This is a genomic window from Pseudomonas sp. HP_12 (genome assembly GCF_055283955.1).
The window spans coordinates 166,447-186,332 of record NZ_JBTOQG010000059.1 but is presented as its reverse complement, the minus strand read 5'-3'; the positions used below and the strand labels follow the sequence as shown (position 1 = coordinate 186,332).

The window sequence follows — 19,886 nt, the reverse complement described above, 5'->3', positions numbered from 1 at the left end:
CTCAGGCAAACTCGCAGGTCACGGCGGCTTCAGCATCAAGCGTTGCGTGCACAGAGGTGAGACGCTGGCCTGCGGCCATGGCGTCGAGCAGCCGGTCAGCCACCCGGGGCAGAACGTGAAGCTCCAGCAAGTGGTCGATCAGACGTGCGCCACTGTCGCCTTGGCTGCAGCGTTCAGCCAGTTGATCGACCAGCGCCTCGGAAAAGGTGAACGTCAGCTGGCGACGGTTCAAGCGCTCGCCCAGACTGCGCAATTTGATCTCGATCAGCTCACGCAGCACCGACCCGCTCACCGGGTAGTACGGGACGACGCGCATGCGTGCGAGCAGCGCCGGTTTGAAATGTTGCGCGAGAACCGGACGGATATGCTCCTCAAGCACCTGCGCGGAGGGACGCGCGCCGTCGGCGCAGAGGTGACTGATGAGGTCGCTTCCAAGGTTCGAGGTCATCAGGATGAGCGTATTGCGGAAGTTGATCTCCCGCCCTTCCCCGTCGTTTGCCACGCCCTTGTCGAAGATTTGATAGAACAGGTTCAGGACGTCTGGGTCAGCTTTTTCGACTTCATCGAGCAGAACCACGGAGTACGGCTTCTGCCGCACCGCTTCGGTGAGCATGCCACCTTCGCCGTAACCCACGTAGCCAGGCGGCGCGCCAATCAGACGCGAGACGGTGTGCTTCTCCTGAAACTCGGACATGTTGATGGTGGTGATGAACCGCTCGCCGCCGTAGAGCAAATCGGCGAGCGCCAGCGCGGTTTCAGTCTTGCCGACACCACTCGGCCCGACCAGCAGGAACACACCCACGGGTGCATCAGGTTTGTTCAGGCCGGCTGCATTAGCGCGCATCGAACGATCAAGGGCGTGGACCGCTTGCTCCTGACCGCGAATGCGGGTGCGCAGGTCAGTTGAAAAGCTGGCGATTCTGGCGTTGTGCTCTCGCGCCAATTGCGCCACGGGCACCCCGGTCCAGGCGCTGATCACTTCGGCGACAAGACGCGGGCAGACTTCAAAACTCACCAGCCTTTCTTTGGCCTGGGCTTGGGTCAGCGTCCGGTGAGTCTCGTGGAGGGCGGCTTGCAGGACTTCGATGCTGTGCGTGTCGTCGGCATCACGGGCCTGCGCCAGTTGCTGACGCAAGTCCAGCAGGCGCTCGGCCAATCCTTTCTGTTCCAACCAGAGCGTTTCGAGAGCAAGGCATTCTTCATCCGCAGCGCGCAAACGGTTTTCCAATGCATCCAGTGCCGGATGATCGATGGGCAGACCGGCTTCGGCGTCACGACGCAGCGCCTGATGCTGCCGGCTGCCTTCGGCCAGTTCGCTGCGCAGACGCTCAAGGCATTGCGGCGCAGCGGCGAGGCTGATGCGAACGCGCGCGCACGCTGTGTCGAGCACGTCGACGGCCTTGTCCGGCAACTGGCGCCCGGCGAGATAGCGAGCGGACAACTCCGCGGCCGCCACCACCGCATCGTCACGCAAATAGATGCCGTGGCTTCCCTCGTAGACGTGAGCGAGGCCCCGCAGAATGGTCACCGCCTCATCGACGGTCGGTTCGTGCAGCCGCACTGGCTGAAAGCGACGGGCCAATGCCGGGTCTTTTTCGATGTATTTTTTGTACTCGGTCCAGGTGGTCGCCGCGATAGTGCGCAGTTCGCCGCGTGCCAGGGCAGGCTTGAGCAGGTTGGCCGCATCGGAACCTCCTGCATCACCGCCGGCGCCGACCAGGGTATGGGCCTCGTCGATGAACAATATGATCGGCCTGGTCGACGCCTTGACCTCGTCGATCACGCCCTTGAGGCGCCGCTCAAACTCCCCTTTGACGCTGGCGCCGGCCTGCAACAGCCCCATGTCCAGCGAAAGCACTTCAACGCCCTTTATGGCCTGGGGCACTTCCCCCGCGACGATGCGCAACGCCAGCCCTTCAACGACAGCGGTCTTGCCGACACCCGCCTCCCCCACGAGGATCGGATTGTTCTTCCGTCGGCGAGCGAGAATATCCACCATTTGCCGAATGGCCTGGTCACGGCACAGCACCGGGTCAAGTTTGCCGTCTCGGGCCTGTTGGGTGAGGTTATGGGTAAAACGCATCAGCAATGACTCGCCGGCCGTACCGTGTTTGCCCGAGTCGGAATGCTCCTTCTGCGACAAGGCGAATGTTTTCAATCGCTCGGTATTCAGCTTGGCGAGTAATGCCTGATAGCGGCTGCCTGCGTAACGCTCGGGGTTGCGCAACAGCGCGAGCACCAACGCCCCTTGATCGACCAGGGTCTGACTCAGTTCGAGGCTGGCGACCAGCAACGCATCCTGCAGCCACTGCACCAGTTCCGGCGCAAACACCGGGTTGCGCGAGGCGCTGTCTTCCATCCGCGCCTGCAGCACCGCGCCGAGTTCACCGGCGTCTATATCGGCATCCTGAAGTGCGCGGGAAAGAAGGCCCTGCGGGCGTTCCAGCAAGCACAGCAACAAGTCTTCGACGAGGACCTTGCTGCCGCCCCTTCCCACACAGCGTCCGGCAGCGTGCTCCAGGTCGCCTCGGCATTCGGCGTCGAGCGCCTGGATAAGTTGTTGCAGGTTAACGTTAGTCATCGTTGGGCTGTCCTTAATGATTTGCTCCCCAGGGTCACCACGCCGTCCGCGCGTTCTCGGCCCAGCCAGCTGGTCCATCCCAGTCGACACGCGTTCTGGCCCGCCAGGCGCAGTTCGCGAATTTCTTCCCGACGCAGCGCCAGGCGAACGTCGTAATCGAGCGGGTCACGCAGCGTGAATCGCACCAATGCGCACAGCGGTTGGTAACCCGCGCCGATCGGCAGGAACTCGTGAAAGCGCTGCCAGCCAAGCTCTCGAATGTGAATACGGAACTTGCCACTGCGGTCCCGAACGTGTTCGCCGAGCACCAGATCCTCGCCTAGCTGGGTGTTGGCCCGGCCAAGGCTGTTGCGCTGCTCTTCGAGAATGTCCACGCGGCGCTCCATGCATTGCTCGATCGTCAGCGCTGCGTGTTTGAAGTAGTACCGCAGCACGGCCTCGATCAGCGCTGCCGAGTGGGCGCGCAGGCTGAGCAAACCCAGGTACGGCAGCAGTCGCTTCCAGTTCAACTCCCGTGCGCTTCGAATCTCCTCGCTGCCCAGTCCGATCAGCGCGAACAACTGCGACGAAAACGGATCGATCGCGCCGCTTTCAAAACGGGCGTGGTAGCGGTATTTCTTCCAGATCGGCAGCATCAGCCGATGCAGGCGATGGTGAAACAGATCGAGGAACTGGCGGGTCGGATTGCCCCCCTCACCGTCACCCAGGGCTTGCTCGCTATAGAACGCAGGCAAGGGTGATCCAGACCCGACAAGCCCCAGAAGGTTGAAGCGCAGGCGTGCACGCATCAGCCCGGATTCTTCAAAAAACTCCACGCGGTCCACATCGCTGCCCGGAAAACCAAGGCTCGGATTGGCCTGAAACTCCAGCTGGTCATACAAGTCGTCATCGCTCAGACGCGGGTGTGCAGTGCGCAGTCTGTCGATGACCAGCAACACGACCTGAAACAGCGAGTATTCGCGTATGCCTCGGGTCAGCCCGCTCAAAGCAGGGGCTGCAGGCCCATACGGGGTGGCCATTGGTACACCTCTCCTTGTGTGCTTTTTACGCGCAGCTCGTGATACGAATTGAGGCTGGCGTAAAGTGCAAAAAACTCGTTGAGAACGGAGGCGAACACAAACACGTCGCCCTCGCCGATATAGCCTTGCGGGTCGATGGTCAGCTCGGTGCGCAACCCGCGTACCGGCAGCCCTCTGTGCAGCCGGTCGACATGCTGGTGCCTGATCGACTTGAGTCCGCCCAGCAGGCGCTTGCTGACCTTTTCAGCGTGCGGGTCGTAATAGCGCGGCAGGTCGTAGGTTTCGAGGATCACCTTCAAGGCGTTTACGTCCGCGAGGGACAGGTAGTTAAGCGACATATTGCTGATCAGCTTCCACAGGAAGTCTCGATTCAGCGGCGGCGCATAACTGGGTGTGGCCGGGGTGATATTGCGGAAGGTCAGAAACTCAGGTGTCTGTTCGCAGGCGATGCAGATGTCGCCAAGCTTGAGCCTGCGCGGCAGGTTCTGGTTGGTGCACATCATCTCGATCGACAACGTTTCAGAGGCTTCGGTGTGACGGATGCCGAAGCTCAAGTAGGTGTCGAGGCCGTCGTGCAACGACGATGAACGCTGACGGATGCTGTAATGCGGACGGCGGTTCGGCACATCGAAACTGGGGTCATGCTCGAAGGATTCGAACGGCACGTAGGCCTCGTAACCCAGGCCACCGGGCTTCCAGCCAATCACCGACTCGATCGAAAACACGCCACAGTTTTCCATGGCGTAGAGCGCCGGCATCAACAGGTACTCGTCCTGTTTGCCCTCAAGGCGGATCGGCGTGGCATCGTGCTTGAACAGGTTCACGATGGGCGTGCAATGGAGCTTGACGTTGTCCAGTGTCGGTCGCAGGCGCTGGACGCCGCCTTTGCGAATGTCGAATCGCAACTCAAGCCCGCGTATTTGTTTGAGCGTGTCTTCCGCCAGCGCAGCGAGCAGCTCCAGGCCCTCCACGTCCACGAATAGAAACTTGTCCTGAAAGGCGAAGTATTCCTGCAGGTAGCGATAACCGCGGAAGGTGTTCAGCGGGTACGGAATCAGCGCCTCGTCTTCGGCAAACCCCACGGGCTGGATACGATCGCCAGGCATTCTGAATGCCATGGGCATGCCGTTGACGCCGGGTATAGGCTTGCCGTCTCCGTCCAAAGGCACCAGCTCGATGCTCTCCAGATTGCGCAGAAGGCTCAGATAGAGCGTCTGGCTGATGTAGCGCTCGCCCGCAAAATGCAGGCGCAAACGGCTCAGGTCCAACTCACCCAAATGGCCTTCGCCGCTCAGTTCCAGCCGCAAGCTCAACAGCGCGCCGTCGCCCTTGACCGAGTACGTCAGGTCGACCAGATCCAGCGCCTGGACATCGGTTGGGTAGCAGGTGCGAAAGCGGCACTGCACGCCATCGACCGGCAGGCTGTCCACCGGCGTATCCCGCTCCACCCTCAACGCAGGCCCTGCCCGCTTCAACGGGTCAAACTGGAGGATGCTGAAAGCCGGCAGCGGCTGCATGTAATTGGGCCACAGCAGCTGCATCAGCGAATGGCTGAGCTCGGGCAGCTCGTCATCGAGCTTCTGCCGCAGGCGCCCCGTCAGAAACGCAAAACCCTCCAGCAACCGCTCTACATCCGGATCCCGCCCGGCCTGCCCCAGAAAAGGCGCCAATGCCGGGCTGCGCTCGGCGAATCGGCGGCCCAACTGGCGAAGCGCCGTAAGTTCGCTTTGGTAGTAGTGGTTAAAGGACATGGTGTTACCTTCGAGCGGAGCTGTTTGGTTCAAGGGTGGGCGTTGCGGGATACCTGCCTGCTAGCCCTTATGTCATCAGGTGAAGCCACGTGCAGTGGGGTCCTGACATCAGCATTTCCTGTGATTGACCTGTACCTGACCGCCACCCTCCAGGCGTGCGGCGAACGAGACCTGACGCTTGAAACCCTCCACCTCCAGAAACCCTTCAATACTGAAGGCGAGCCGAAGCTGATCGTTGTCATGGGGCAGCGCGATGACCTGGACACTGCTAAGGCGTGGCTCGTAGGTTTCGATGAAGACCTCGATAGCGAGCCGCGCTTTCGTTAACGCGTCATGAAGGCTCAAGCGCATGTCATTGAGATCCGGCAGCCCGTAATCGGAAAGCGTTTGTACGCTGCCCGCCCGGGTACTGAGCATCTTGGCGAGATGGGCAGCCACCGACGCCGTCGCAGCGTCTTCGCGGCTCCAGCCGACGCGCTTTTCTGCATCGCCACCCAGGCGTTCGAAGAGGCTGCCGTATCCAGTCATGTCTTCAAGCCCTTCACTCTTTGTCCAGCTTGCCCACCAGCGACAGGGTGAAGTCGGCGCCCATGTATTTGAAATGCGGGCGCACGTTCAGGCTGACGCGATACCAACCGGGCTCGCCCTCTACGTCACTGACGGTGATCTGCGCAGCACGCAGAGGACGACGACCACGGACTTCGGCGCTTGGATTTTCCTGGTCGGCAACGTACTGGCGTATCCACTTGTTCAGTTCCAGTTCGAGGTCGGTGCGTTCTTTCCAGGACCCCAGTTGCTCCCGTTGCAGGACTTTCAAATAGTGAGCAAGGCGATTGACGATCATCATGTACGGCAGCTGGGTGCCGAGTTTGTAGTTCAGCTCCGCGGCCTTGCCTTCCGCGCTGGTGCCGAAAAACTTCGGCTTTTGTACTGAGCTTGCGGAGAAGAACGCCGCGTTGTCCGAGCCCTTGCGCATGGTCAGGGAGATGAACCCCTCCTCCGCCAGCTCGTATTCACGCCGATCGCTGACCAATACCTCGGTAGGGATCTTGGTTTCGATTTCACCCATGCTTTCGAAGTGGTGCAGCGGTAAATCCTCGACGGCACCACCGCTCTGCGGGCCGATGATGTTCGGGCACCAGCGGAATTTGGCGAAGCTGTCGGTCAGCTTCGTACCGAAGGCGTACGCCGTGTTGCCCCACAGATAGTGCTCATGGCTATTGGCAACGGTTTCCTTGTAGACGAACGACTTGACCGGGTTCTCTTCCGGGTTGTACGGGTTGCGCAGCAGGAAGCGCGGCACCGTCAGGCCCACGTAACGAGCGTCTTCCGACTGACGGAAGCTCTGCCATTTGGCGAACTGCGGGCCCTCGAAATGATCCTTCAGATCTTTCAGGTCTGGCAGGCCGGTGAAGCTTTCCAGGCCAAAGAATCTTGGGCCGGCGGCGGCAATGAACGGCGCGTGGGACATGCAGGCGACGCTCGAAACGTACTGCATCAGTTTCACGTCCGGCGAGCTTGGGGACATGAAGTAGTTGGCGATGATCGCCCCCACAGGCTGCCCACCGAACTGACCGTACTCGGCGGTGTAGATATGTTTGTAGAGGCCGGCCTGCATGACTTCAGGTGAATCTTCAAAATCTTCAAGCAGGTCCTCTTTGGACACGTTGAGGATTTCGATCTTGATGTTCTCGCGGAAGTCGGTCCGTTCGACCAGCAACTGCAACCCACGCCATGACGACTCCAGAGACTGGAAGGCCGGGTGGTGCAGAATTTCATCCATCTGGCGGCCGAGCTTGGCATCGATCTCGGCAATCATGCGGTCAACCATTGCCTTCTTGACCGGCTCACCCGCATTTTGCGGTTTGAGCAGCTCTTCGATAAACGCCGACACGCCGCGCTTGGCGATGCCATAGGCATCCTCATCTCGAGGCAAACGTGTTTCGGCGATGATGCTGTCGAGAATGCTGAACTCGCCGGACTCTCTGCTGTGCTGCTGCGATGGTGTAGTACTCATGGTGTTGGCTCCTTGGCGGGTGGACTCAGGTGTCCTGGGCGGCGGCATTCAAACCCAGCTCGCCGAGCACGCGACCGCGTGACTCGTCATCGGCGAGGACGCTTTCGATGGCCTTGCGGAAAGCGGGCGCGTTACCCAGCGGTCCTTTGAGCGCCACCAAAGCGTCGCGCAGTTCCATGAGTTTTTTCAGTTCGGGTACCTGGTCCACCAGCGAGGCGGGATTGAAGTCCTTCATCGATTTGACGTGAAGTTGCACCGCCAACTCTTCATTGCCTTCATCCTCTTGCAGACGGTTTGGCACGCTCAGCGTGAGGCTCAGGGCCTGCTTGGCCAGCACCTCGTCGAACGTCATCTTGTCGATGCTGATCGGCTTGCGCTCTTCGACTTTTCGCTCGTCTTTGCGCAGGGTGTAATCACCGATTGCGAGCAGCTTCAGCGGCAGCTCAATCTCTTCCTGCGCCCCGCCCGTAGCAGGTTTGAACGTGACATTGATGCGTTCCTTGGGGGCTACCGATCCTTCTTTGGCCATGGCCGTTCTCCTGGTAATTAGGGCCCTTAGGCCTGTTCAAGTACGACTTCGAGGTCGAGGTGGCAGAGCCTGCGATAAACCTCTTCCTTGCGCTCCCGGGCCCCGGGAACCTGAGGCAGCAATTCGAAACAGCTGTGCAAGAGCGCAAGCACTTCCAGCGCAAGATCAGGCTCCCAGGCATTGATGCCTGAGTCCTCCAGCGTCAAGTCGAGGGTTTCGAGTTGGGTCCTGGCGAGTTCGTATTTCCTGGCGGTGAAGCACAACCGTGCCAGGGCGAATTGCCAGAAAAATCGTGCACGCCCGCCCTGAGCGCTGTGCAGGCCTTGCTTGAGCAGCTGTACAGCAGCTTTGAGGCCTTTATCGCGCAACACCGAGACCGCGCTTTCCAGGGCGGACTCCCAGGCTGGCTGGTTATCGGCGGTTTCGACTCTGCGAGGCGCACTGGCGGCCTGCAGCCGAGGCATGACGGTGGCACTGATCCAGGCGCGGGTCGCCGGATCCGCAAACGGGACGCCGTCGTGAAAACGAAGCTCGATGACCTCCGGCAGCCGCTGAATCAAGAGCGCGAATTGAATTTCCACCTCGCGCATTGCCAGCTCGGCGTTCAGCGCGTGCAGACACTCCCACGCCATTCGCTGGCCATCGAACCAGAACGGCGCCTTTGCCAGACTCGCCTCCAGCTCGACCAGCAGATCGGCGTAATTGCCCTGATCGTATTGGTCTCGGTAGCACTTGAGCTTGTCTGCCGGAAGCCCGCGCAGCGCGGTGATGTGCTCTGAGTTGCGCTCTGGCAATGCCTCGATTGGCAGCCACAGCAATGTTCGGTTCAGGCGCAACGCGCGCAGGTCGCTGGCTTTTTGCTTGAGCCACCAGGCACACAACGAGCGCGCGCTGTCCTGCTGAAGTCGCAGTGACTTGTGCGCGTCTTTCTCGCTGTCAATCAGCATCGGTGAGAGGAATGACTGTGCAGGAGGCGGCTTGGCTGGCGCGTCAGCGCCCCCAACGACACCGGCGTCGGGCAGGTTGTCAGTTACCCGTTGGGCCATATTTTTCAAACGCCGGGAGATCGGCAACAGCAAAGGTGCGTCGTCGCCCATGTGCTGGGTAAACACCGCATCAAGGTCTTCAAGTATCTCGACGAGGCGACTGAACAGCGGTAACTGCGCCTTGATTGCGACGTGATCAAAAAGCACGTGCTCAAGGCGGGGAAGGAGCCAGCCGATGGCTGCGGAGCGGGTGCGAATCTTGACGGGATGTACTTCGACCCAGTGGCACATGCAGAGATGGTGAAGTAGCCCTAGTCCTGCCAACAGCCCCTGGAAGGATTCGCGCTGATACAAGGCCCACGCAAGCCAGGCCGCGACGCGAAGATCTTTGGATTGGGTGCGAAGCAGGTGCTCACTTTGTTCACGCACCTTCTGCCAGTCGATCTGAAACGTTTCGTGCATGGATTGAGCTTTATTGACCTCGCTTTCCAGCGCCTCGTATTCATTTGAAAAACGAACGTCTTCACCCGCAAAGCTCTCTGTGGAGATAGAGGCTTGAGCACTTTCAAGATAATGATCGGACAGTGGAGTTGAATAAGACATTCGAGATCTTCAGTGTAAAACCGCGCCAAATTTAGACAATTAAATTGGCGGGCCTAACGGAATTGGAATAAGGACTAGTTGTGCGGCCGACATGTAACAAAACATCTACCCTTCAGAGGCCGGGAATAATACTCAGCGCGAATAACACTATCAAGCTCTCTATAAACGCGATAACCCCTCTCATGTCGTAGGAAGTTTCTTCAAATATACGAGACTCAGGGTAACTTCTTTCATACATCTTCTTTCTCTCGTTGCTCAGGCGGCGGGAAATATCCTGTCCAGCGTTCAGGACCGGGAAATCGCGATCATGCAACAGGTGCAAGGGGGGCGCGTTCTTCCTCAGACAGTCTGCAATCATCCGCGCCCAGCAATGGCGTGAGGCCTCCATGCGCAAAAAACTGCGCACTTCTCCACCGATAAATCACTGAATGATACTGGCCAGCCCTTATAGAACGGACCCTGCAGGTAAGTGAGCAAGAAGTTGCGCAGCACTGCGCAACTTCTTGCGCAGATTTACGCCACAAAGTCATTCGATAGACGGCAGTGAACCGTTAAACACCCACCAGACCGATGTTTAACATGAACCAACCCTTACTTGGCACGATGCTTGAAATAACACTTCGCCCGCCAGGCAAATTCGCTGGCGGGCATTTTAATTTACGAGGCAAGGAGCATTTTCATGGCGACACCAGCATATATGTCCATAACAGGCACCAAACAGGGCCTGATCACCGCGGGCGCGTTCACCGCAGATTCGGTCGGCAACACGTTCCAGGAAGGTCATGAAGATCAGGTCATGGTGCAAGGGTTTCAACATGAAATGATCATTCCGCGCGACCCGCAGTCGGGGCAGCCAACCGGTCAGCGTGTTCACAAGCCGGTCAAGATCACCAAGGTGTTCGACAAGTCTTCGCCCCTGTTGCTGGCAGCGTTGACCTCGGGCGAACGCCTGACCGAAATCACCATCCAGTGGTATCGCACCTCGGCAGCGGGCACACAGGAGCATTACTACACCACCAAACTCGAGGACGCGATTATCGTCGACATCAAGGACTACATGCATAACTGTCAGGACCCGTCGAACGCCCACTTCACCCATCTGGAAGACGTGGAGTTCACCTACCGCAAGATCACCTGGACCCACGAAGTCTGCGGCACTTCGGGCTCCGATGACTGGCGCTCCCCGGTTGTTGGCTAAGTTCAGCTGACCATCAAAATCCCGGCTGGTAATACTGGCCGGGATTTCTGAGCCTTTGCGGCGCGGGCTCGCGGATTTTGCGGCAGATGCGCTGTCCAACCCCATGTTCGTGGGATCTAGCAGCAAACTCCTCCCGCGTCCTTTCAGCCCGCGACCGCTGTGCTTGCCTGGAGGCTCAATGAATCTGCACACGCCCCTGACCGATGACGCAGGCTCTGCGCCTCAGCAGGACTGGTTCTCACATGAGCACTACGCCCGGATCGGCGAGCTGATTGCCCGGCTCAACACCAGTGACACTCGGGAAAGCGTGTCGCGTTACCACGCCATGGCCGAGGGGTATTTGCTGGGACTGCTGGACAGCTATCACGTCAGCGTCGAGCATCACGACGCCGTACGCCAATACCTGCACAACCTCGCCATTGCGCGGTTGAAGGCGGTCAAACCGAAGCTGCGCAAGTAAGCGGGCGCCGCTCAGCCGATGATGATCGTGCCGGCCGCAATGACCACGCACGCAAGGATCTTGCGCACGGTCAGCGACTCGCCCAAAAACAGATACCCCAGCAAGGCGGCAAACAGCACGCTGGTTTCACGCAGGGCCGACACCGCTCCCATGGGCGCGAGGGTCATCGCGTAAATGACGATGCCGTAAGCGAGCAGCGACACCACACCTCCCCCCAACGCGGCAACCAAACCGGGCCGGACCGTGAACAGACTGCGTGCGTCCCGCAGGCAGATATAAGTGATCGGCATCATTACGCCCCACAGGGCGCACATCCAGGCGGTGTACGCCATCGGCGCGCCGGACAGACGCCCGCCGATGCCGTCCGTCACGCTATAGGCCGCAATGAAACACCCGGTGCCCAGCGCATAAGGGAGGCTGGTCATGTCCAGTTTCCGGCCCTTGAAAGCAAGAGAAATAATCCCCGCTGACACCAGTGCAATGCCGATCATCGCGCCGGTCTCGACCACCTCCCCCGCAAATATCGACGCACACAGCGTAATCAGCACCGGCGATGAACCCCGTGAGATCGGATAGGTTTGCCCGAGGTCGCCGCTGCGGTAAGTACGTACCAGAAACAGGTTGTAGCCGATATGCAGCAGCGCCGAGAGCACCGCGTAAGGCCAGCTCTCCGGCGCCGGGGCGTCCATGAACAGCGCCCCGGCATTGCTGACGATGGCCACCGCGACGCACATGATGGTCATCGACCAGAGTTTGTCGCCACCGCCGCGCAACAAGGCATTCCAGCTGGCGTGCAGCAAGGCGGCGAAGAGGATTAGCAGGATGATGTGAGTAGGCATGCCCGATATTAGTCAGTCAACGCCGGGAAAAAAAAGCGACGTTTCTTCATCCAGCCATGAGTAAATACTCATGACTCAGCCGTAAGCCCTCCCCGCCGCTGTCGACTCATCGAGCAGCCAATCGCGAAAACTGGCCACGTGTGGCTGGGTTTCGACCCCTTTCGGGCAGACGAAGTAGTAGGCCACCGGCGAGGGAAACGGCACGTCGAACAGCCTGATTAAACTGCCGTCGCGCACCTCTTTCTCTACGTGTCCACTGCGAACGAGGGAGATGCCCTGCCCTAACAAAGCCGCCTCCACGGTCATGTTGGTGTCGGGAAAACGCACGCTTTCCTTCAGCGAAGTCACACCCAGGCCGATGTTCTGGAACCAGACTTCCCATTTTGGCACCAGGTCGGAACCGTCCCGGGCCAACAGCGGGTAACGCAACAACTCGGCCGGCTCCCGGGGCATGCCGAAGCGCTTGAGCAAGTCAGGGCTCGCCACGGGAAAAATGTGTTCCCTGAACAGAAATTCCGAGTGCAGCGCGGGGTAGTTACCGCCACCCAGACGGATCGCGACGTCGGGATCGCCGCTGGCAAACTTGATGGGAGTGTCGGTGCTGTCCAGCGTGACGAGGATTTCCGGGTGCAACTGGGACAGATTGGGCAAGCGCGGCAACAGCCATTTCAGCGCATAGGAATAGGTCGTACTGACCTTGAGCCTGACGCGGCCGTTCTCTTCACGAAGGTCCGCAAGCGTGGCCTCCAGGTTCATGAAAAACGTCCGCACGATCGGCGCCAGGGTGGCACCCGCCGGCGTCAGGCTCAACGTCTTGCCGCGCTGAAACAGCTGCACGCCCCAGATGTCTTCCAGATGTTTTAATTGGTGACTGACCGCACTTTGGGTAACGTGCAGCTCCTCGGACGCGGAGGTAAACGTCCCGTGACGGGTGGCGACTTCGAAGGCGCGCAAGGTGGCGGTGGGTGGCAGATCTCTCATCTCATCAGGCCTCAAGGGGCGTGAGCGAAGCCGCCCACACCATGAATGATGGCTCATGGTAGATCATTATGCAGATTGACAGAGGGAACGACTCACGTATGACCGGACAGATCATTTACAGCGTGAAAGGCGAGAGCGACGAACTCAAGGCGGCGGTCGCCAGCGCCCAAGCCACCTTCAAGTTCTTCTGGCGCGAGCTGTCATGGGAGGCACGCAGAATCGTCAAAAGCCTGGACATGGCGGCGGTCAAAATGTCTTTCGTGCTGGACGCCGACGACCCCGACATCCCTGCCGTCGAAAACATGTGGGTCACCGACATCGAGTTTGACGGGGAGTCCATCAGCGGTGTGCTGATGAATGAACCTCGCTGGTTCACCTCACTGAAGGCGTCCGACCCGGTGACGCTGCCGCTGGCGGCCCTCAACGACTGGATGTACGTCCGCGGCGGGCATGTCTACGGCGGCTTCACGGTCGATGCGCTGCGCAGCGGAATGTCCACCGAGGAGCGCGACGCCCATGACCGGGCCTGGGGCCTGGATTTCGGAAAAGCCGGCAGCGTTGAAGTGGTGCCCGCTGAAGAAGGCCAGACGCCGCGACTGCTGTCCCGGAATCTGGACCGTGCGCAGGATCGACAGACCCTGGCCGCCCTGGAACGCAGCGAGCACCCGATGGCGCTGAACATGCGCGACAAGGTCGAAGAAGGGTTGCGCCAGCATCCGGAAGTGATCCGGGAACCGGACGCCGGCGGATGGCTGCTCCTGCACCGCGAAGTGCTGGCGGGCAATGACACAGTGGTTCGTGCGCTGCTGCGCCACGGTGCGGATCCGCTCACACCCAACAGCAACGGCCAGACCTCGTTGGCGCTAGCATCCGCCGCAGGATGGCCCCGGATCGTGGATCTGCTCGAGGGAAAGGACACCGACTACCCGGGTCCGGTCGAGTCCAGTGGTTTTCCTCTCTGGCCAATCGCCCTGGCGCTGATTGGGGCGTCGCTCACATGGCTCTACTACCTTGTGATCGACCCCATACGCGCAGTATCGGCCGGCCATGGCAACCAGATTCCGGGGCCGCTCACCTATTCGGTTGCATTGCTGATCCTTGGTTTCGGCGTGGCGGGCATGGGCCCGTGGTACTACCGGTTGCGACTGCGCACCCCGCAAGCGGGCGGCAGCCGCGTGCTGGATCTGGTGGCGATCCTCGGCCTATGGGTGCTTGGCCTAGTGCTGCATGATTATTTAGGCAGCTACCTCATCAGTCATCGGTAGTGACGTGGCGCGACCGAAACCTAAAAGACCATACCGCCTGAGACATCGAGCGGAGCCGTACCCAAGTCTCACGGAAACTGCGCGCGTTCATTGGTTTCATGAAAGCTCGATTGAACGCCTGAGCAGGCTGCACGCCCTTTCTACGGGTCCGGGTCTGGCCGGGGTGTAGGACCGGCTTCAGCCGGGAAGGCGTCAGGTGCCACACCGCATCCGCCCTGCTCCCCTTTGAGGCTCTTCATCACCGAGCGCCCCACTGCGGAGCAATGCTGTGCAGACCACTGCCAGCGAAGGCCATCAATACGGGCGGAATTTACTTGGCACGCTTATTTCATGGTCAAAACAAACGGCAAGCCGGACCCTGGTCCTTAAGTCTCGTCCACATACGCGCCTCGAATGCGCCAGGTATCGAAGCCTGATCGACCCCTACCGGGTTGATCGGGCTTTTTTTATGGATGCTGTTCATGCCGAACTTTTTGACTCCCGACCTGCGCCCCACCGTTCACGTCGGCTTCCTGCTCTCGACCGAAGGCACCTACCGACGCATGGGTCGCAGCGCCTTGCTCGGTTTGCAGGACGCGCTGGCCGAAGTCAACGCCGACACCCGGCGCCGCGTGCAACTGGAGGCCATTTGCGTGGACCCCCAAGGCGATCCGGCCGCCTACAGCAGTGGCGTCGCGCAGCTGCTGCGTGCGGGCGTCCGGCACATCTTCGGCACCACGCTGTCGGCAAGTCGCAAGGAAATCATCCCGGACCTGGACCAGCACGGCGCCCTGCTCTGGTATTCGAGCCCGTACGAAGGCTACGAAAGCAGCGAAAACGTCTTGTACCTCGGCGGATGCCCGAACCAGACGCTGTTGCCGTTGTTGCGCTACGCCTTGAGCCAGTTCGGTCGGCGGGCGTTTTTGCTCGGTTCCAACTACGTCTGGGGCTGGGAAAGCAACCGCATTGCCCGGGAAGTGCTGGAAGCCAACGGCGCCGAAGTGCTCGGGGAAAAGTACTGGCACCTGGGCGCGACCGGCTTCGACACGCTGATCGAAGGGCTGATTCAGGACCCGCCCGCGTTCGTGCTCAACAACCTGGTGGGCGAGTCGTCCTACGCCTTTTTGCAGCAACTGGATCGGGCCTGCGAGCGCAAAGGCCTGCGCCTGCCAGTGCTCAGCTGCAACCTGACCGAAGCGGAGCTCGATGGGGTCGGCCCGATGCAGGCGCTGCGGCTGCTGTCCTGCGGGCCGTTTTTTGAAACGCTGAACCCCGCGTTTTGCGAGGGTCAGCAGCGCCATGGCCCGCGCATCTGTTCGCACTATTACACCAGCGCCTACACGTCGCTACGGGTGTTCGCCGACGCTTTGCACATCAGCGAGGATGCGTCGCCCAAGGCGATTTGCGAGCACCTTTACGGCCACCCGGTTGCCAGCGTGCTCGGCACCGTCAGTCTGTCGGCGCGCAACCATCACAGCGCGCTGGCCAGTCATATTGCCGAACTGCGCGGGGGTCGCTTTGAAGTGGTGCAGTCGGCGCCACACCCGATCGCCGCCGATCCCTATCTCACTGTTACGGATGTACACGCGGATGGGGTCGACCGACACGCCACCCCGGCACCGCGCTTGAGGATCGTCAAATGAACACACGCGCATTTCCTGCTTTCGACCAGGGTCACTTGCTGCTGATCGACTGCGATGAACGCAGTCAGGCCAATCTGGGCAAGAGCCTTCAACGCCTGGGTATCCACTCGCAAGCGCTGGATCACGATGGACCGTGTGACACCCAAGGCTGTTTCGCGGCGATCCTTGAAATCGAACATTTCGCCAGCCCCCTGGCGGTGCAGGCGCTGAATGCGGCCAGCATTCCCATCGTCGCGCTGACCGCCCACGAAACCCTGTCGCAGATCCAGCGCGCGCTGCAGCTTGGCGCCACGGCATTGCTCAACAAACCCATCAGCCAGGGCTCGGTGTACACCACGCTGATGATGGCGGTGGGATTGCGCGAGCGGCAGCGCGCCGATGCCGAACAGCTCAACGAGTTGCAACAGCGCCTGGCACTGCGTCCGCTCATGGCCCAGGCCCTGGCGCGCTTGATGGTGACCCAGCGCATCAACGAGGCGACGGCTTACGAGCGTTTGCGCAGTCTGTCGATGCAGCTCAACCGGCCGATCGAAACGCTGTGCGTCGACCTCCTCGCGGCGCGGGACGAGGACCGCGCATGAACACCCTCAAAGCCCTGTTGCGTCGACCGGCCGTGGCGGTTTCGCTGCTGTTTATCGTCACCGTGGTGCTGCTCGCGGCGCTGGCCCCGTGGATAAGCCCCTTCGACCCGGATGAGCAATTCGTCGAAGGCCTGACTCTGGAAGGCGCGCCCATGGCTCCGTCGACGCCGTACTGGATGGGCACCGACCTGCTCGGCCGGGACCTGCTGTCGCGGTTGATTTTCGGCGCGCGCACCTCGCTGTTCATCGGCGTGCTGGCCAACGGGCTGGCGGTGCTGATCGGTACGCTGGTGGGCCTGACTGCCGGCTTTGTGCGCGGCTGGCTCGGCAGCGCGTTGATGCGCCTGACCGACCTGATGATGGCCTTCCCCGCGCTTCTGTTGGCGATTGCCCTGTCGGCGATTTTCCAGCCCAGCGTGTGGATCGTTGCCATGGTCATCGCGATGGTCAACTGGGTGCAGATCGCCCGGGTGATCTATGCCGAAACCGTGGCCCTGAGTGCGCGTGATTTCGTCGCCGTGGAGCGCACCCTCGGCGCCAGTTCCCTGCGCATTCTGTTCTCCCATCTGTTGCCCCATCTGCTGCCGACCATTCTGGTGTGGGCGACGCTGGGCATTTCCACCACCGTTTTGCTGGAAGCCACCTTGTCGTACCTGGGCGTGGGCGTGCAGCCACCGACGCCGAGCTGGGGCAACATCATTTTCGAGAGCCAGACTTACTTCACCTCCGCGCCTTGGCTGGTATTCATTCCGGGCGCGGCGATCATCCTCTTGTCTCTGGCGTTCAACCTGGTCGGCGACGCCCTGCGCGACGAACTCGACCCCACACTCAAGGGGCGTCGCTGATGCTGCCGTTCATTTGCCGCCGGGTCGGTTACGCGCTGCTGATTCTGCTCGGCGTGACCTTCATCACCTACCTGTTGCTGTTCCTGCTGCCTGCCGACCCGGCGCGGCAGATCGCCGGGCGCAGCGCGACCCCTGAAGTGGTGGCGGCGATTCGGGCGCAACTTGGGCTGGACCTGCCCTTCTATCAGCAATACCTGAGTTACCTGGGCAACCTGCTCCACGGCGACCTTGGCCGCTCCTACATCCAGCGCACCGCCGTGAGTGAACTGATCGGCGCGCGACTGCGGCCTTCGCTGGAACTCATGGCGGCAGGCATCGGCTTCGAGCTGCTGATCGGCATCAGCCTGGGCATGCTCGCGGCGCTCAAACGCGACAGCTTCGCCGACAAGCTACTGATGGCGTTTTCCTTCGTCGGCGTGTCGGCGCCGCAATTCATCGCCGCGATGCTGTTTCTGTACTTCTTCGCCGTGCAACTGGGCTGGTTCCCCCTGGGCGGCTACGGCGGCGCCAGCCATTTGATGCTGCCGGCGCTGACCCTCGGGCTGCTCGGCAGTGGCTGGTATTCGCGCATGGTCCGCTCTTCGATGATCGAAGTGCTGCATCAGGACTTCATCCGCACCGCACGGGCCAAGGGCCTGAGCCGGGCGCGGATCGTGTTCGTGCACGTGCTGCCCAACGCCATCGTCCCGGTGATCCCGATGATCGGCATCGACATCGGCGTGTTCATGGGCGGGCTGGTGGTGGTCGAGTCGGTGTTCGGCTGGCCGGGCATCGGTCAGCTCGCCTGGCAGTCGATCCAGCAAGTCGACATCCCGGTCATCGTCGGCGTCACCACGCTGTCGGCGGTGGCCATCGTGCTGGGCAACCTGCTGGCGGATCTGGTGATCCCGCTGGTGGACCCGCGCATCGACATCAAGCAGCACTGAATTCCATCAACACAACGGGGCATAACAATGAAGATCAACGCGCTGACCCTGGCCGTGGCGGCCACGCTGTTTACCACGCCACTGTGGGCCGACACGCCGAAAAGCGGCGGCGATGTGGTGGTGACCTACCAGAACGATGTCGCGACGCTGGACCCGGCAATCGGCTATGACTGGCAGAACTGGTCGATGATCAAAAGCCTGTTCGGCCGCCTGATGGACTACAAGCCGAGCACCACCGAGCTGGTGAAAAGTCTGGCCGAGGACTACAGCATTTCCCCGGACGGGCTGGTCTACAGCTTCACCCTGGTCAAGGGCGTGAAATTCCAGAACGGCCGTGAGCTGGTCGCCAATGACGTCAAGTACTCCCTGGAGCGCACCGTCAACCCGAAAACCCAGAGCCCGGGCGCCGGTTTCTTCAGCTCCATTGTCGGCTACGAAGACGTAACCGGCGGCAAAAGCACCACCCTCAGCGGCATCAAGGTGGTCGACGACCAACACCTGACCATCACGCTCAGCGCACCGAACGCGACCTTCCTGCACATCATGGCCATCAACTTCGCCTCGGTCGTGCCAAAGGAAGCGGTGGAGCAATGGGGCGCCGACTTCGGCAAACACCCCGTGGGCAGCGGCGCGTTCAGCCTGGCCGAGTGGAAACTGGGGCAGAAGCTCGAACTGGTGAAGAACCCGAATTACTTCCAGAAGGGCCTGCCCTACGTCGACAAGATCACCTTCGAAATCGGCCAGGACCCGACCGTTGCGCTGCTGCGCCTGAACAAGGGCGAAGTGGACATTGCCGGCGACGGCGTGCCACCCGCGCAGTTCCTGCAGTTCAAGAACGACCCGGCCTCCAAACAATTGCTGGTCACCGGCAATCAGTTGCAGACCGGCTACGTGACGCTGAAAACCACCCTGCCGCCGTTCGACAATCTCAAGGTGCGCCAGGCCATCAACATGGCCATCAGCAAGGAACGCATCGTGCGCATCATCAACGGGCGCGCAGTGCCGGCGAACCAACCGCTGCCGCCGGCGATGCCCGGTTATGACACCCAGTACAAGGGCCTGCCCTACGACGTCGAAGGTGCGAAAAAGCTGCTGGCCGACGCCGGTCTGGCCAAGGGTTTCGACACCGAGCTGTACGTGATGAACACCGACCCGCAGCCGCGCATCGCCCAGTCGATCCAACAGGACCTGGCCAAGGTCGGCATCCGCGTGCAGATCAAATCCCTGGCCCAGGCCAACGTGATTGCCGCCGGCAGCTCCAAAGATCAGGCGCCGATGGTGTGGTCCGGCGGCATGGCCTGGATCGCCGACTTCCCGGATCCGTCGAACTTCTACGGCCCGATTCTCGGTTGCACCGGCGCGGTGGAAGGCGGCTGGAACTGGTCGTTGTACTGCAACAAGGCGCTGGATGAACGCGCCGCCAAAGCCGACGCCATGGCCCGCCCGGAACAACAGGCCGAGCGCACCGAGGCCTGGAAGAAGATCTTCACCGACGCCATGGCCGATGCGCCGTGGGTGCCGATCTTCAACGAGCAACGCTTCACCGTGCGTTCCAAGCGCATGGGCGGCGACGACGCGCTGTACGTCGACCCGGTCCACGTGCCGGTCAACTATGACTACATCTGGGTGAAGTGATGTCGCGCTGGCCTGCTCCCGGTAAACGCCGGGTCACAGGCCATCACG

17 protein-coding genes are annotated in these 19,886 nt (G+C 60.9%); 8 read left to right on the top strand and 9 right to left on the bottom strand.

Going from position 1 to position 19,886, the window contains the following annotated elements; all coding sequences use genetic code 11:
- Position 1: 1 nt before the first annotated feature.
- The 7 genes from tssH to tssA all read right to left on the bottom strand — a co-directional run bounded on the left by tssH (position 2) and on the right by tssA (position 9,486).
- Positions 2–2,581 (bottom strand): type VI secretion system ATPase TssH, encoded by a 2,580-nt coding sequence (gene tssH, locus ACYASU_RS23450; protein WP_463584241.1) that lies wholly within the window; start codon positions 2,579–2,581, stop codon positions 2–4.
- Complete coding sequence (gene tssG, locus ACYASU_RS23445) at positions 2,578–3,600, bottom strand: type VI secretion system baseplate subunit TssG (protein WP_463584240.1); 1,023 nt, start codon at positions 3,598–3,600, stop codon at positions 2,578–2,580. Before tssG ends, tssH begins: the two co-directional genes overlap by 4 nt.
- Positions 3,564–5,351, bottom strand: a complete 1,788-nt coding sequence (tssF, locus tag ACYASU_RS23440) for a type VI secretion system baseplate subunit TssF (RefSeq protein ID WP_463584239.1) — start codon at positions 5,349–5,351, stop codon at positions 3,564–3,566. Before tssF ends, tssG begins: the two co-directional genes overlap by 37 nt.
- A gap of 108 nt (positions 5,352–5,459) precedes the next feature.
- Complete coding sequence (gene tssE, locus ACYASU_RS23435; protein ID WP_463584238.1) at positions 5,460–5,879, bottom strand: type VI secretion system baseplate subunit TssE; 420 nt, start codon at positions 5,877–5,879, stop codon at positions 5,460–5,462.
- 13 nt (positions 5,880–5,892) lie between these two features.
- On the bottom strand, positions 5,893–7,368 hold the full coding sequence (gene tssC, locus ACYASU_RS23430; protein WP_463584237.1) for a type VI secretion system contractile sheath large subunit: 1,476 nt from the start codon (positions 7,366–7,368) through the stop codon (positions 5,893–5,895).
- Between the two features lie 25 nt (positions 7,369–7,393).
- Positions 7,394–7,897 carry a type VI secretion system contractile sheath small subunit gene (gene tssB, locus ACYASU_RS23425; RefSeq protein WP_192172600.1) on the bottom strand — a complete coding sequence of 168 codons (504 nt, stop codon included), beginning with the start codon at positions 7,895–7,897 and terminating at the stop codon, positions 7,394–7,396.
- 26 nt (positions 7,898–7,923) lie between these two features.
- Complete coding sequence (tssA, locus tag ACYASU_RS23420; protein ID WP_463584236.1) at positions 7,924–9,486, bottom strand: type VI secretion system protein TssA; 1,563 nt, start codon at positions 9,484–9,486, stop codon at positions 7,924–7,926.
- A gap of 679 nt (positions 9,487–10,165) precedes the next feature.
- Between tssA and ACYASU_RS23415 the strand changes: the two genes are divergently transcribed.
- Complete coding sequence (locus ACYASU_RS23415; RefSeq protein ID WP_192172598.1) at positions 10,166–10,684, top strand: Hcp family type VI secretion system effector; 519 nt, start codon at positions 10,166–10,168, stop codon at positions 10,682–10,684.
- A 178-nt stretch (positions 10,685–10,862) separates the two neighbouring features.
- On the top strand, positions 10,863–11,144 hold the full coding sequence (locus tag ACYASU_RS23410) for a hypothetical protein (RefSeq protein WP_192172597.1): 282 nt from the start codon (positions 10,863–10,865) through the stop codon (positions 11,142–11,144).
- 11 nt (positions 11,145–11,155) lie between these two features.
- Here ACYASU_RS23410 and ACYASU_RS23405 read toward each other — a convergent pair whose 3' ends face one another.
- A complete protein-coding gene (locus ACYASU_RS23405) occupies positions 11,156–11,983 on the bottom strand; it encodes an EamA family transporter (protein ID WP_463584235.1) in 828 nt (275 codons plus the stop codon).
- A gap of 75 nt (positions 11,984–12,058) precedes the next feature.
- Positions 12,059–12,964: a transcriptional regulator GcvA gene (gene gcvA, locus ACYASU_RS23400; protein WP_463584234.1), complete on the bottom strand. Its 906-nt coding sequence runs from the start codon at positions 12,962–12,964 to the stop codon at positions 12,059–12,061.
- Positions 12,965–13,062: 98 nt separating this feature from the next.
- Here gcvA and ACYASU_RS23395 point away from each other — a divergent pair, with 98 nt between their 5' ends.
- From ACYASU_RS23395 to ACYASU_RS23370, 6 genes are all read left to right on the top strand, one after another.
- Positions 13,063–14,229, top strand: coding sequence for a DUF2314 domain-containing protein (locus tag ACYASU_RS23395; protein WP_463584233.1), 1,167 nt, complete (start codon positions 13,063–13,065; stop codon positions 14,227–14,229).
- 461 nt (positions 14,230–14,690) lie between these two features.
- Positions 14,691–15,851: a transporter substrate-binding protein gene (locus ACYASU_RS23390; RefSeq protein ID WP_463584232.1), complete on the top strand. Its 1,161-nt coding sequence runs from the start codon at positions 14,691–14,693 to the stop codon at positions 15,849–15,851.
- Positions 15,848–16,432, top strand: a complete 585-nt coding sequence (locus ACYASU_RS23385) for an ANTAR domain-containing response regulator (RefSeq protein ID WP_463584231.1) — start codon at positions 15,848–15,850, stop codon at positions 16,430–16,432. Before ACYASU_RS23390 ends, ACYASU_RS23385 begins: the two co-directional genes overlap by 4 nt.
- Positions 16,429–17,277 (top strand): ABC transporter permease, encoded by an 849-nt coding sequence (locus ACYASU_RS23380; RefSeq protein WP_463584230.1) that lies wholly within the window; start codon positions 16,429–16,431, stop codon positions 17,275–17,277. The genes ACYASU_RS23385 and ACYASU_RS23380 overlap by 4 nt, the downstream gene beginning before the upstream one ends.
- Complete coding sequence (locus tag ACYASU_RS23375) at positions 17,277–18,203, top strand: ABC transporter permease (RefSeq protein ID WP_065988863.1); 927 nt, start codon at positions 17,277–17,279, stop codon at positions 18,201–18,203. Before ACYASU_RS23380 ends, ACYASU_RS23375 begins: the two co-directional genes overlap by 1 nt.
- A 27-nt stretch (positions 18,204–18,230) precedes the next feature.
- A complete protein-coding gene (locus ACYASU_RS23370; protein WP_463584229.1) occupies positions 18,231–19,838 on the top strand; it encodes an ABC transporter substrate-binding protein in 1,608 nt (535 codons plus the stop codon).
- Positions 19,839–19,886 lie beyond the last annotated feature (48 nt).

Coding starts and splice junctions, on each gene's coding strand:
- ACYASU_RS23410 (WP_192172597.1), top strand. CDS start 10,863: ATGAATCTGCACACGCCCCTGACCGATGACGCAGGCTCTGCGCCTCAG.
- ACYASU_RS23370 (WP_463584229.1), top strand. CDS start 18,231: ATGAAGATCAACGCGCTGACCCTGGCCGTGGCGGCCACGCTGTTTACC.
- ACYASU_RS23380 (WP_463584230.1), top strand. CDS start 16,429: ATGAACACCCTCAAAGCCCTGTTGCGTCGACCGGCCGTGGCGGTTTCG.
- ACYASU_RS23405 (WP_463584235.1), bottom strand. CDS start 11,983: ATGCCTACTCACATCATCCTGCTAATCCTCTTCGCCGCCTTGCTGCAC.
- ACYASU_RS23390 (WP_463584232.1), top strand. CDS start 14,691: ATGCCGAACTTTTTGACTCCCGACCTGCGCCCCACCGTTCACGTCGGC.
- tssA (WP_463584236.1), bottom strand. CDS start 9,486: ATGTCTTATTCAACTCCACTGTCCGATCATTATCTTGAAAGTGCTCAA.
- ACYASU_RS23375 (WP_065988863.1), top strand. CDS start 17,277: ATGCTGCCGTTCATTTGCCGCCGGGTCGGTTACGCGCTGCTGATTCTG.
- tssB (WP_192172600.1), bottom strand. CDS start 7,897: ATGGCCAAAGAAGGATCGGTAGCCCCCAAGGAACGCATCAATGTCACG.
- tssG (WP_463584240.1), bottom strand. CDS start 3,600: ATGGCCACCCCGTATGGGCCTGCAGCCCCTGCTTTGAGCGGGCTGACC.
- tssF (WP_463584239.1), bottom strand. CDS start 5,351: ATGTCCTTTAACCACTACTACCAAAGCGAACTTACGGCGCTTCGCCAG.
- tssE (WP_463584238.1), bottom strand. CDS start 5,879: ATGACTGGATACGGCAGCCTCTTCGAACGCCTGGGTGGCGATGCAGAA.
- ACYASU_RS23395 (WP_463584233.1), top strand. CDS start 13,063: ATGACCGGACAGATCATTTACAGCGTGAAAGGCGAGAGCGACGAACTC.
- tssH (WP_463584241.1), bottom strand. CDS start 2,581: ATGACTAACGTTAACCTGCAACAACTTATCCAGGCGCTCGACGCCGAA.
- ACYASU_RS23415 (WP_192172598.1), top strand. CDS start 10,166: ATGGCGACACCAGCATATATGTCCATAACAGGCACCAAACAGGGCCTG.
- ACYASU_RS23385 (WP_463584231.1), top strand. CDS start 15,848: ATGAACACACGCGCATTTCCTGCTTTCGACCAGGGTCACTTGCTGCTG.
- gcvA (WP_463584234.1), bottom strand. CDS start 12,964: ATGAGAGATCTGCCACCCACCGCCACCTTGCGCGCCTTCGAAGTCGCC.
- tssC (WP_463584237.1), bottom strand. CDS start 7,368: ATGAGTACTACACCATCGCAGCAGCACAGCAGAGAGTCCGGCGAGTTC.